Raw genomic sequence first — 13,023 nt, 5'->3', positions numbered from 1 at the left:
TCAGTTTGCAGGGCCGGTGGCCCAGTCGATGGCGAACCACCCTTCGGCAGCGGCAGGGGCAACCTCATTGACTGCAGTGAAATCTACGGGTACCACGCCGTTATCCCGGGCATAGTCATCCCACTTTGCAGCGAGCTCCTCAGCAATCTCTGGATGTTCGGCGATGACATCGGTGGTCTCTCCTGGATCATCGGCAAGGTTGTAAAGGGCCCAGTCGCCCGTCCCGCCCATGGGGATCGGGGTGAAGATGAGTTTCCAGTCTCCGGAACGGTAGGCCCGATGACCGAAGTGTTCTGTCCCAAAGTCATCATCGCCGATGATCTCCGAGGTGCCTTCCAACACCGGTCGGACAGAGTCGCCCAGGAGGTTGTTGATCGCGTTGAGGTCGCCACCGGCATAGTCAGCGAAGGTGGGATAAAGGTCGGTGATGTGGGCGAAGGTGTTCACGATACGACGTTCCTCGGCCCCACCCGGGGCCTTGATGATGGCGGGCACACGTGTGCCACCTTCAAAGAGGGTGTTCTTGGCCTGGAAATACGGCCCCGAGGATACCTGGGCATTGGGCAACCCCATGGAAGGGAAGGAACCCTGTTCTCCGTAGGTTGAGACGTCCCCGGTCAACGGGTAAACCTGGTCGTGCCACCCGTCAATTGATGCGTGGGGTTCATACATCAATTGAGTACTGGCCGAGGCGCCATTGTCACTGACCACGGCGATGAGTGTGTTGTCGTATTCGCCTGTGTCCTTCAGATGGTCGATGACACGTCCGATCTGATCGTCGGTTTCCTCGAGGACAGCCGCGTAGACCGCCATGCGGTAAGCCATGTCGGTTTGCTGTTCCGCGGTGAGGGTATCCCAGCTGGGGACCTGGTCCGGCCACCGGGTGGCGACATCAGCATCAATCAGACCGATCTCTGCCATACGCTCAATACGCTGGGTCCGGAGCTCCTCGTAGTTGTATCCGTCGAGGTAGGCATCGAGGTACTTGTCGATGAGTTCCTTGTTCTCCACATGCAGAGGATCGTGTGGGGCGGTGTATCCGAGGTAGGTGAAGAACGGCTGGTCCGCTTTCACGCTCTGGTCAACCTGCTGGAGGACCTCGTCGGTGTAACTACGGGTGGCGAAGAAGTCATCGGGCAGCGTATCGAGGGTCTCGCCATTGCGCTCATAGACAACCGTATTCACCGGTTCCACAGGACGGTTGAACAGGCGGAGGGCATCCGGGTAATAGGAGGCACCGGCATCATACATGGTGAAGTTCTGGTCGAATCCCAGCGCGGAGGGACGCTGTTCCTCTTCCCGCCCCAAGTGCCACTTGCCCACCTGATAGGTGTCGTAACCAGTATCGGACAACACTTCTGCAATCCCGGTGAATTCACCTTCGAGGCTTCCCTTGTACCCCGGGGTGTCCTGATCCACGCCGGGGGGTGCCATCCCCTCCATTGATCCCAACCCAACGCGGTGTGGGTCCTGCCCGGTCATGAGCGCTGCCCGGGTGGGAGCACATAGTGGGGTGGCGTGGAAGTTGGTGAACTGGACCCCCTCCTGCGCCAAGGCGTCGATGTTGGGGGTTTCCGCTTCTCCACCGTAGGCCCCCAGATCTGAGTAGCCGAGGTCATCAAGGAGGATCATCATGATATTGGGTTGATCCTGGTTTTCAGCTACGGGGGTGATTGCAGCCGTATCGGTGGCGGCGGTGCTTCCGCAGGCGGTGAGTGCTACAGCTGTAGCCAAGCCCAGTCCAGCTAGGGCGAATCGGTAGGGGCGTGTAGAGGGGGTATAGGCCATGTCAATGCTCTTTCTTCAGGACCAAGGCGGGTGCCTCAGGGGCAACCACATGGAGTTTCAAATCACATTAGACAATTCAAAGAGTTTGAAGTCACAATCCTTGCTTGTTCGTCATGCGCCCGGCCTGGGGAGCAAATACAAGCAGTTCACATCCCGAACACAGTGTTTCAACTGCGCATTCAGCCACCCCTGATGGGCAGCGCCCCTATCCCCCAGGGGTGTATATCAGGGTGTATCTACGGGCCGCGTGGGTGAGGTAATAGCCGAGCATTCCGACCACACTAACTGTGGGACGAGAGCAAGATTCGGATCCCTAGATAAACAGCAGCAGACTGATAGCCATGACGGCCATGCCAGCGACCAGGCCGTAGATGGCGGTGTGGTGGCGGCCGGAGCTGATCGCGGTGGGCAGCAGCTCATCGAGGCTGATGAACACCATGATGCCGGCGACGGCGGCAAAGGACAGGCCCATGGCCTCCGGGCCGAGGAACGGCATGAGCAGGATGAAACCCACGGCCGCGCCGGCGGGTTCGGCCAGGCCGGAGAGGGTGGCCCATTTCAGGGCCTTCCCGCGGGAGCCGGTGGCCTCGCGGATGGGGACAGCCACGGCGATGCCCTCCGGGATGTTGTGGATGGCAATCGCGACGGCGACCGGGATGGCGATCTTGGGGTCGGTCAGGCCGGCGACGAAGGTGGCGAAACCCTCGGGGAAGTTGTGGATGGAGATCGCGATCGCGGTGAGTACTCCGGCCCTCATCATCCGGCTGCGGCGTTCATAACCACCCACCGCGCCGCCCACGGTGGACGGTTCGTGGGGGTTGATGGCGGTGGGCACCAGACGGTCGATGACGGCGATGAGAGCAATGCCGGCGAAGAAGGCCCCCACTGCCGCCAAATTGCCGCCCCGCGCACCCCAGACGCTGGTAAGTTCCTCCACAGCCTTGGGCAGTATCTCCACGAAGGAGATGTAGAGCATCACGCCCACGGAAAACCCGAGTGAACCGGCGAGGAACCTCTCCCCCGGGGCTTTCCGGGAGATGGCGATGACGCCACCCACACCGGTCGCCAGTCCTGCGAACAGCGTCAGGCTGAACGCGAAAATAATATTGGGCCAATCCATGCCTCTGAATCCTAATGTTCAACGGCATGAACATTCAACCCGCCACGCCTCCGCCTCCCGTGTTACCTGCCCACACTCCACGCCGCCCACAGCCGGTGGTAGATCCCACCCCGGGCGATCAGGTCCCCGTGGGTGCCCTGCTCCACGATCCGTCCCCTATCCATCACCAGGATCTGATCGGCCCGGGATGCCTGGTCGAGGCGGTGTGCCACCACCAGGGCGGAGCGGTCGCGGGTGACCTCCTCGGCTGCGGCCTCCAGGGCCCCGGCACCGGCGGATCCCGCCTCGGCGGTGGCCTCATCCATGATGACGATCGCCGGGTCCAGCAGCAGCACCCGCGCCAGTGCCAGCTGTTGGGCCGCCACCGGTTCCAGCTGGATGCCACGTGCACCCACCACGGTGTCCAGGCCATCGGGGAGTTTGTCGAACCAGTCCCCGGCCTGCACACGCTCCAGCACAGCGAGGAGTTCGGCGTCGGTGGCCCCGGGTCTGGCCAGGGTGAGATCCTGGCGCAGGGTCCCGGAGAAGACATGGACCTCCTGGCTGACCATCGCCAGACGGGCGATGCGCTCGCGGTCGGAGAGGGTGGCGACGGGGAACCCGTCGACAAGCACCTCGCCCTCGTCGGGCACGCGCAGGCCGGCCACCAGGGCTGCCACCGTGGTCTTACCGGCGCCCGAGGCGCCCACCACCGCGACCGTCTCCCCGGGGTGGATGTGCAGGTTGACATCGCGCACCGCCCAGTTGCCGCCGTAGCTGAAACTCACGTTGCGCAGCTCCACGCGGCCCTCCGGCGCGGATGCCCCGCTGTCGGGGACCGGCACCGGCGGGTCGGCCACCACACCGACGATGCGCGCCAGCGAGGCGTACCCGGACTGGACGGTGTCGAGCACGCGCATGAACATGTTCATCGGGCCGCGCAGACGGATGAGCATCAGCAGCGCACCGGTGACCGCCCCCACGGTCATGTCCCCGCCGGCCACCAGCCGGTAGCCGATGAACAGCCCGAGGGCGAGCATGAGAAACTCCGCGCACAGCATCCACGTGGTGAGGATGAGCATGGTGGTCCGCGCGCGGATACCACGGGTGACCACCGTCCAGGAGGCGTTCTCGATGCGGGTGTGCATCTCCTCCTCCATGGAAAACGCACGCACGGTGGCCCGGCCCCGGATGGCCTCCAGCACGCGCCGGGCCCGCTCTGCCATGGCGGCGCGTTCACGGGCGTAGCGACCCGGCGCGCGGCCCAGGTAGTGGCGTGAGGCGAGATAGTAGACCGGCCCGACCAGCACCGGGATGATGATGAACCGCCAGTCCATGGTGAACAGGGTGATGGTGGTGGCCAGGATGGTGAACATCGAGGAGGTGAGGATCGGGATGGTCTCGGTGACCGCGGAGGAGAGTTCCGCGACGTCATCGGTGGAGCGGCTGACCAGGTCGCCGGTGCCGGCGTCCTCCACGCGGTGGGTGGGAAGCCCAAGCGCGGTGCCGACCATATCCTCGCGCAGGTTGGCGATGACCCGTTCTGCCATGCGCACCACGAGGTAGAAGCCACTGGCGCTCAAGACCCCGCCGGCTACGGCGATGCCCAGCAGCAGCCCGCCGGTCTGCCACAGCTGCTCCGCGGGTTGGTCCTGGGCGACCAGGTCGACGATGCGGCCGAGCAGCCTCGGCACGTTGACGGTGGCGAATGACCCCGCGCTGAGCAGCACGATGGCCAGGGCGAACCAGCGGCCGGCGCGCGGGATGCGCGCCAGTTGCCTGCCCACCTCGTGCCTGACCTGCGGCAGGGTGGCCAGGGGGAAGCTTAACGACGCCTTATCCATCGGCTCTGTCCTCTCCCGCTGGAACCTCTGCGAGGAGTGTGGCCAGCTCCGCCGGGTCCAGCTGCTGGTCGGCCACGGCCTTCCAGGCGGGTGCCTCGCTGAACACCACGGTGACCCGGTTCCCGCGGAAGGCGGCGACCTGCCCGGCGATGTTCTGCTCGGTCACGGAGTCCACCGCGGTGGTGGGGTCCTGGAGGATGAGCACTTCGGCATCGGCGGCGATCGCCCGGGCCAGTGCCACGCGCTGTCGCTGGCCACCGGAGAGCATCCGTCCGCCCTCCCCGACCACCTTGTCCGCACCTCCGGGGATGTCATCACAGGAGGCCACCCGGATGGCCTCATCGGCGATGGCCCGGTCCGGGTGGACATTGTCGGCGACGGTGCCGTCGAAGAGGTCGGCTGCATGCGGGGCGACAATCACCCGGGTACGCGGCAGGGATTCCAGTGCGGAGATGATCGGGTCGGGATCCACCTGCGAGTTGGCACCCACCACGGTCACACCGCGGGGCAGACGTGAGATGATCCGCTGCGCGGTGTCGGCCTCCAACTCGGAGGTGCGCTCGAACTCCGCCCCCAGCACCTCGCGGATGCGTTTCGCCGAGGCCTCCGCGGATGCCCAGCGCGAGGCGACATTCTTACCCAGCATGGTCATCGGCATGATGAGGAACTGCGTCAGGCCGACGACGGTGATGAGCTCACCGATACTCATCTGCCCATTGAGGGCGAGGAAACCGGCGGCGATGCCGATGCCCGCCACGAAGATCGCCCCGCTGGCCTCGGTGACACCGTTGAGGCGTGCCTCGGCGGCACTGGCATAGACGGTCTTGCGGTAGGCGTTGGTGGAGACCTCCTCATAGCGGCGTCTCACCGTCACGATCGCCCCAAGTCCTTTGAGGATCCGCAGGCCCTGCACCACATCCGTGGCGGTGGCCGAGGCCTGGGCGATCGCCTTCTGCCGCTCCACGGACCTGGCCTGCAGGGGGCGGGCCGTGCGCAGGGCGATGATCACCAGCACAGGCCCGCCCAGGAGCACCGCCAACCCCAGCCACGGACTGATGAGGAAGGTGAGGGTGGCACCGTAGATGATGGAGGCCACCTCCGCGACGGGGAACACCGTCATCATCACCACATCACCGACCCGCTGGGTATCACTGGAGGCCACCGACAGCAGGCCACCGGCCGTGCGACCCCGCCCCCTGAACCCCCGGGGATCCTGGATGCGGTCGGTGACCATGGTGCGCAGATCATGGCTGACCAGCTGCTGGCTGCGCACCATCATGTAGCGCGCCACCCAGTTCACCGAGATGGAGGTGGCAAACAACAGCAGGAGCATGAGGATCCAGAACCCCAGGCGCCGCAGATCCCCCACGGCGATCGCCTCATCAACCGCCCGGCCGACCACCACCGGGGTGAGACCATTACAGACAAAGGTGATGGCCATGCCCACCGAGGCGATATAGCTCCACGGGCGTTGGGACAGCGCCACCTTCAGCGTCCACATCCGGGCATCAAGTGGTGGCATCCGGGACGGTTGCGCGCCGGGCCCGGGCAGCGCCGAATAATCGACGATGCTGCCGTTACCGGGCGTTTTCATTGGTACAGACACAAGATCTGATCCTAACCCATGGGTGGGTGTGTCGATATATCGTTAAACCCTGTGCGCCGGTGCGGATAAGATAACTCTCAGACATGACTGAACCACGCTCCCCCCTGCATCCCCTGCATCCACCGATCCCCCCGGTCTCCCGGCGAGACGCGCCGGTCTTCTCCGGAGCCGCACACCGCGCCACCGCGGGCCTGGCCTTCACCGAGGGCTCCGACACCTACGAGGATGTCCGCCCCGGTTACCCGACAGAGATCCTGGACCTTGCCGCAGGGTACGGCCGGGTCCTGGATGTCGGGGCGGGCACCGGTAAACTCACCGGCCAGCTCGACCGCGCCGGTCACGATGTCGCCGCCCTGGACCCCAGCATGGACATGCTCCGCGTGCTGCGGCGCAACCATCCCCACATTCCCTGCTGGCAGGCCACGGCGGAACACACCGCTCTGGTTTCCGGGGCGGTGGATCTGATCACCTGCGCCCAGACCTGGCACTGGGTGGATGTCCCGGCGGCCTCCGCGGAATTCGACCGGGTGGTGGCTAACGGCGGTGCGGTGTTGCTGGTGTGGAACAACCTGGACACCCGGATCCCGTGGGTGCACCGCCTCAGCCGGATCATGCATGCCGGTGATGTGCTCAAACCGGGATTCCTCCCCTCGGTGGGTGCACCGTGGCGGATCACCCGGAAGGTGCGCACCACCTGGGAGCAGCACCTGATCCCCGAGCAGATCATCCAGCTGGCCCACACACGCTCCTACTGGCTGCGTTCCAGTGCAACGACCCGCGCCAAGGTGGATGCCAACCTCACCTGGTATCTCCACGAACACCTCGGGCATGAACCCGGCGCGCAGGTCGCACTTCCCTACCGCTGTGACGGTTTCCTGCTGGAACGGTGACGATGGGATGCAGTGACCCAGTAGTGTGGTTCCCATGACGACCGAGGACACCTTCTACATGAACTGCCCCCCGATCACCGCCCCGGAGACCCTGGAGGTCACAGCGGTGCCCACAGCCGTGGTGTCCTTCGAGGACTTCCCCATGGCCGATATGACCACCGCCTTCGACACGACTTTCGCGGCATTGTTCCCGGCCCTGGTGCAGGCGGGAGTCAATCCCATCGGTGCCCCCTTCTCCCTGCACCACCGCCTGCCCACCGACACCGTGACCTTCGAGCTGGGCATCCCGATTGATGCGCCCCTGAAGGAGGAGATCACCGCCGACAACGGTCTGGTGGTGGGACCATCCATCCTGCCGGCGGGAAAACTGGCACGGGTGTCCTACCTGGGCGAATACCACGGCCTGGGGCCAGCATGGAACACCTTCCTGCAGGGGCTCGGTGAGTCCGGCGAGCAGCTGGCCTTCCCCTTCTGGGAGGTCTACGTCACCGACCCCTCCCAGGCCATTGAACCGGCCGTGATGCGCACCGATCTGTACACCCTGCTGGGCTGATCCAGCGCCCACTCCCCCGACAACCCCGACATCGCATCCACGACATGAGTACCGATGTCAGAGTTATGGGGTGGGCACCAATGACAAGACCCCGGAGACCACCATCCCCGGCGCGCTCATCAACGCGCCGGTTCATGGAAGCCCCCGGGGTCTCATCACCACCGGCGGGTCAGCCTACTGCTTCTTGCTGCCCTTGGCACCCTTGCCGCGGCGCTCACGCACGCGGACCGCGATGCGGACCGGGGTGCCGTTGAAACCGAAGCGCTCACGGAACTTACGCTCCAGGTAGCGGCGGTAACCGGCCTCGAGGAAGCCGGTGGTGAACAGCACGATCACCGGTGGGCGGGTGGATGCCTGGGTGGCGAACAGCACACGCGGCAGACGTCCGCCGCGCATGGGTGGTGGGTTCGCGGCGATGGCCTCACGCAGCCAGTTGTTGAGCTGGCCGGTGGAGACACGTCGGTCCCAGTTCTCCAGGGCCTCGATCATGGCCGGTTCCAGGCGCTGCAGGGCGCGGCCGGTCTTGGCGGAGATGTTGATGCGCTTGGCCCAGGGGATGTGGGCGAGCTGGAGATCCAGTTCGCGGTCGAGTTCCCAGCGGCGGTCCTCATCCATGAGGTCCCACTTGTTGAACGCGACGACCAGGGCCTTGCCGGCGTCGGTGATCATGGCCAGCACGCGCTGGTCCTGTTCGGTGATCGGCTCGGAGGAGTCGATGAGCAGGACGCAGACCTCGGCGGAGTCGATGACGCTGCGGGTGCGCAGGGAGGCGTAGAACTCATGCCCGGTGGCCGTTTTGACCTTCTTGCGCAGACCGGCGGTGTCGATGAACTTCCACATCTTCTGGTCCAGCTGGATGATGGTGTCAACCGGGTCGACGGTGGTTCCGGCGACATTGTCCACCACGGAGCGTTCCTCACCGGCGAACTTGTTCAGCAGTGAGGACTTGCCCACGTTCGGCTTGCCCACCAGGGCCACGCGGCGTGGTCCCTCGACGATGGACTTCGCGCGGGGTTCCTCGGGGAAGGACGCGAGGATCTTGTCCAGGACGTCGGCGCCGCCACGGCCGTGCTGTGCTGAGACCGGGAACGGATCGCCCAGGCCGAGTGCGTAGAACTCGGCCATGTCGGCCCACTGGGAGTCGGAGTCGAACTTGTTGGCCACCAGGATGACCGGCACGTCGGCGCGCTTGAGTTTGTGGGCCATCACGGCGTCGGTCTCGGTGACACCGACCTTGGTGTCGACCACGAAGACGATGACATCGGCGCTGGCCATGGCCAGTTCAGCCTGGTGTGCGATGGAGGCGTGGATGCCCTTGACGTTGGGATCCCAGCCGCCGGTGTCCTGCACCCAGAAGCGCTGGCCACCCCAGTCGGAGATGTAGGAGATGCGGTCGCGGGTGACGCCGGGGAAATCCTCCACGACGGCCTCGCGGCGCCCGATGAACCGGTTGACCAGCGTGGACTTGCCCACGTTGGGGCGGCCCACGATGGCGACGGTGCATAGGGACTCCTCGAGGTGTTCCCTGCGTTCGATGCCCAGGGAGCGTTCGATCTCCTCCCATTCCTCGTCGGTGTAGTCCTCACCGAAGTCGGGGGCGGCGAAATCGTCCTCGTCGAAGTCGTAGTCGTCGTCATCATCGACAGCGACATCGGAGTCATCGGACTCCTCATAGCCGAATTCGGAGGGGTCGAAGTCCTTGGAGGCCCAGCCACCGTGGGGGGCGAGCTCCTCCTCGTCGGCGAAGGCGCCCTCGACATCCATTTCACCCTTGGGGGTGTGGTAGACGAAGACGGTGTCGTCCTCTTCGCCCGGCATGTTCTTCTTGTCGATCACTGGTTGCTCCTTTCAGCGGAGGCTTCAGTCAACTGGATCAGATGGGTCAAAACCTCATCCATGGTCATTGCGGAGGTGTCGATGATGTGGGCGTCCTCCGCCGGCTTCAGCGGTGATGCTGCCCGGGTGGAGTCCAGCTCATCGCGCTTGACGACGGCCGCGAGCACCTCGTCGAAGTCGGCGGCACGGCCGGCTGCCGTGTCCTGGTTGTAACGGCGCTGCGCGCGTACCTCCGGGGAGGCGGTCAGGTAGGCCTTGACGGGGGCGTCGACAAGCACGACGGTTCCGATGTCACGGCCCTCGACCACGCAGCGGTGGGCACGGTCGGCCAGGGCGCGCTGCAGGTTCACCAGATTGTCGCGCACCTCGGGGATCGCGGAGACCGCGGACACGTGTGAGGTGACCTCGGGACCACGGATCTCGGTCTGCACATCCACCCCGGCGAGCAGCACCTCGGTGGAGGACGGATCATCGGAGATAGCCAGTGGCAGCGTCGCGGTGGCGGTGATGACGGCCTCGGTGTCGTCCGGGTCGATGCCCTGGTTGAGCACATGCAGGGTGGCCACGCGGTACATCGCACCGGTGTCCAGGTACTTGGCGTTGAGTCGGGTGGCCAGCGCACGCGAGGTGGTGGATTTACCCGTGCCGGAGGGGCCGTCGATGGCGATGATCAGACCGCCGTCAGGCATGTTGGAAATCTCTGTCACAGCTCGACCACCTTGTACAGGCTGGCCAGCTCGGAGGAGTTGAGGGCGCGCAGGGAACCCGGCTTCTGCTCGCCGAGCTGGACGGTGTGCAGCTTGGTGCGCACCAGACGCTCGACGGGGAAACCGGCCTCATCGAGCATGCGGCGCACGATGTGCTTGCGGCCCTCGTGGATCTCCAGACGGATCAGGGACTTGCCCTGGAAGGTGTCGATGACCTGGACGAAGTCGGCCTTGGCCGGGCCGTCCTCCAGCTCGATGCCCTTGCGCAGGGTGGTGACCAGGGTGGGGCCGGCCTCGCCGCGCACGGTGGCCAGGTAGGTCTTGCGGACCTCGTACTTGGGGTGCATGAGGCGGTTGGCCAGCTCACCGTCATTGGTGAGCAGGAGCAGGCCCTCGGTGTCGGCATCGAGTCGGCCGACGTGGAACAGGCGCTGACCGGAGGCGGTCTTCTCGCTGACCAGGTCGCCCACACACGGACGACCGAGGTCATCGCTCATGGTCGAGTGCATGCCACGGGGCTTGTTGAGCACGAAGTACTCAAGATCCTCGTTGATGTTGATGCGCACACCATCGACGCGGATGACATCGCTGTCGGGGTTGACGCGGGTGCCCTGGGTGGTCACGATCGCACCGTTGACCTCGACGCGGCCGTTATCGATGAGGATCTCCGCGTGTCGACGCGAAGCCACACCGGCCTGTGCGAGCACCTTCTGCAGACGGACGCCCTCACCGGAATTGCGGTTGAGGAAACCCTGCGACCAGTCGTCGCCTGCGTTCTGGGTGTTTTTCTGTACGTGTTGTTTTCTGGCAGGTTTCGCGTTGGAGAGGAGGATCTCATCCTTTTTCTGCGCCTGCTGGTTCTGGCGGGTGGTCGGTTTGACAGAGCCGGGCTTGTAACCACGGGACTTGGACCTGAAGCCGCCAGTAGAGCGGTTGCTCTGCTGCTTCTTGTCCGGTGTGCCATCACGGCGAGCGGGTGGGGTCACGTTACGTGTCCTTAATCTAGGTAAAGCGTATGAAGTTGAATCCCTGGCATCCTACCGGATCAACAGGGGTGAACGCCACTTACCCTGGTACGACGCGTGCCTAGAATGCCTCGTCGATGCTCTCGACGTCTGGCAGCAGTGGCGCCAGTTCCGGCAGGCGGTCAAGGGAGTCGATGCCCAGGAGCTCCAGGAACAGGTCCGTGGTGACATACCGGTGCGCGCCGGTGGAGGGCTCGGTATCCACCTCCGCAACCAGGCCGCGCATCTGCAGGGTGCGCATGACACCGTCGACATTGACACCGCGCACCGCCGAGATCTGCGAACGGGTCACCGGCTGGCGGTAGGCCACCACGGCCAGGGTCTCCAGCGCGGCGCGGGAGAGGCGGGACTGGGCGCCGTCGAGAAGTAGCGCCTCAACGACCGGGGCGTTGTCGGGGCGGGTGTACAGGCGCCACCCGCCGTCGGCCTCCCGGAGATCAAACCCGCTGCCCCGCCGGGTGAACTCCCCGGCGATCTCGGTGAGGATCGCCTCCACACCGGCGGTGTCCATGCCGACCACCGCAGCCAGGGTGGCCGCGGGGACGGGGGTGTCCACCACCAGCAGGATTGATTCGATGCGTGAGCGTGCCTGGGAGATGAGGGGCAACTCGGGGGTGTGTGTCATGGTCGAGATGGCCGATCAGGCGATCGGCTGCTGGTTCTCCGGATCGCCCCACTGGCTCCAGGAACCGTCGTAGACCACCACATCCTCACACCCGGCAACCACCGCGGCGAAGGCATCCACGCATGCGGTGACACCCGAACCGCAGCTGAACACCAGTGAGGAGGCCCCCTCGGTCACCTCCCGGAACACCTCCTGCAGCTCCTCAACGGGACGCAGGAAACCCTGTTCATCGGCGACCTCGGTGAACGGCAGGCTCACGCTGCCCGGGATGTGGCCGCGCTGCAGTCCCTTACGCGGTTCGGGGTCCACACCGGCGAAACGCTTGGCGCTGCGGGCATCAACGACCACCCTGTTGGACCGCGCCAGGGCCTTCTCCACACCCTCGATGCCGACGAGGAGATCATGGTTGGGCGTTGCGGTGATGCGTCCACCACCGGTCGGGGTGGACAGTGGCCCGGTGGGGTGTCCCGCCGCAGTCCAGGCCAGCAGACCGCCGTTGAGCACCCCGATGTTGTCCAGGCCCGCGATGCGCAGCAGCCACCACACGCGCGGGGCGACCATCAGGCCGTGTCGGTCATAGACCACCACGGTGGTGTCATCGCTGATGCCGTACCCTTCGAGCAGCTTCTGCACATCTGCGGGCACGGTGTGGGGCAGCGGGGAGCTCTGATCGGAGAAGTCCGCATCGAGATCGGCGAGGAAGGCACCCGGGATGCCGGCGGCGCGGGAGAACTCCGGGTCCCCCATCGATGCGCACAGCACCACCAGGTTGTCATCACTGAGGTGTGTGGCCAGCCAGTCTACGGAGACGACAGGACCGGCGGGAAAGGCCGGGTAGGCGGTTTCACTCGAGGATTCCTGAACAGAAGTCATAACCAGTGATCATACCGGTTGAACCCGGGAGAATGTGGACCGGGGAGTGTGGTTCCCGGGGGTGGACGGGTGTCCATGGCGCCACTACCCGGCGACCATCCGGCCAAGTTCGGGTTTGCAACCTTGGCTATTGGAGGCCCGGACACCGCCGGTGGGGGTGATCAGGGAGATGACAGG

Annotated in this window: 11 protein-coding genes; 2 read left to right on the top strand and 9 right to left on the bottom strand. The window is 65.2% G+C overall.

Going from position 1 to position 13,023, the window contains the following annotated elements:
* The 4 genes from H9627_RS13215 to H9627_RS13200 form a co-directional block, all read right to left on the bottom strand.
* Positions 1-1,734 carry an arylsulfatase gene (locus H9627_RS13215; RefSeq protein ID WP_225213867.1) on the bottom strand — a complete coding sequence of 578 codons (1,734 nt, stop codon included), beginning with the start codon at positions 1,732-1,734 and terminating at the stop codon, positions 1-3.
* A gap of 367 nt (positions 1,735-2,101) precedes the next feature.
* A complete protein-coding gene (gene zupT / locus H9627_RS13210) occupies positions 2,102-2,908 on the bottom strand; it encodes a zinc transporter ZupT (protein WP_191734496.1) in 807 nt (268 codons plus the stop codon).
* A gap of 62 nt (positions 2,909-2,970) precedes the next feature.
* Positions 2,971-4,731 carry an ABC transporter ATP-binding protein gene (locus H9627_RS13205; protein ID WP_191734495.1) on the bottom strand — a complete coding sequence of 587 codons (1,761 nt, stop codon included), beginning with the start codon at positions 4,729-4,731 and terminating at the stop codon, positions 2,971-2,973.
* Entirely contained in the window at positions 4,724-6,325 is a 1,602-nt protein-coding gene (locus H9627_RS13200; protein WP_404826218.1) for an ABC transporter transmembrane domain-containing protein, read from the bottom strand. The genes H9627_RS13205 and H9627_RS13200 overlap by 8 nt, the downstream gene beginning before the upstream one ends.
* Before the next feature lie 95 nt (positions 6,326-6,420).
* Here H9627_RS13200 and H9627_RS13195 point away from each other — a divergent pair, with 95 nt between their 5' ends.
* Complete coding sequence (locus H9627_RS13195) at positions 6,421-7,227, top strand: class I SAM-dependent methyltransferase (RefSeq protein ID WP_191734494.1); 807 nt, start codon at positions 6,421-6,423, stop codon at positions 7,225-7,227.
* 34 nt (positions 7,228-7,261) lie between these two features.
* Complete coding sequence (locus H9627_RS13190) at positions 7,262-7,780, top strand: GyrI-like domain-containing protein (protein WP_191734493.1); 519 nt, start codon at positions 7,262-7,264, stop codon at positions 7,778-7,780.
* A 174-nt stretch (positions 7,781-7,954) separates the two neighbouring features.
* On the opposite strand, the gene der is transcribed toward H9627_RS13190, so the two are convergent.
* The 5 genes from der to H9627_RS13165 form a co-directional block, all read right to left on the bottom strand.
* A complete protein-coding gene (gene der, locus H9627_RS13185) occupies positions 7,955-9,598 on the bottom strand; it encodes a ribosome biogenesis GTPase Der (RefSeq protein WP_191734530.1) in 1,644 nt (547 codons plus the stop codon).
* 14 nt (positions 9,599-9,612) lie between these two features.
* Positions 9,613-10,323, bottom strand: a complete 711-nt coding sequence (gene cmk, locus H9627_RS13180; protein WP_191734492.1) for a (d)CMP kinase — start codon at positions 10,321-10,323, stop codon at positions 9,613-9,615.
* A complete protein-coding gene (locus H9627_RS13175) occupies positions 10,320-11,309 on the bottom strand; it encodes a pseudouridine synthase (protein ID WP_191734491.1) in 990 nt (329 codons plus the stop codon). Before H9627_RS13175 ends, cmk begins: the two co-directional genes overlap by 4 nt.
* Positions 11,310-11,409: 100 nt before the next feature.
* The gene (gene scpB, locus H9627_RS13170; protein WP_191734490.1) at positions 11,410-11,973 is read right to left on the bottom strand and encodes an SMC-Scp complex subunit ScpB; all 564 of its coding nucleotides are present in this window, start codon (positions 11,971-11,973) and stop codon (positions 11,410-11,412) included.
* A 15-nt stretch (positions 11,974-11,988) separates the two neighbouring features.
* Positions 11,989-12,846, bottom strand: coding sequence for a sulfurtransferase (locus H9627_RS13165; protein WP_191734489.1), 858 nt, complete (start codon positions 12,844-12,846; stop codon positions 11,989-11,991).
* Positions 12,847-13,023 lie beyond the last annotated feature (177 nt).

Source organism: Corynebacterium gallinarum (assembly GCF_014837045.1).
GTDB lineage: Bacteria > Actinomycetota > Actinomycetes > Mycobacteriales > Mycobacteriaceae > Corynebacterium > Corynebacterium gallinarum.
Note: the sequence above shows the minus strand (reverse complement) of the source record. Positions and strands in the feature narration are given on the sequence as shown.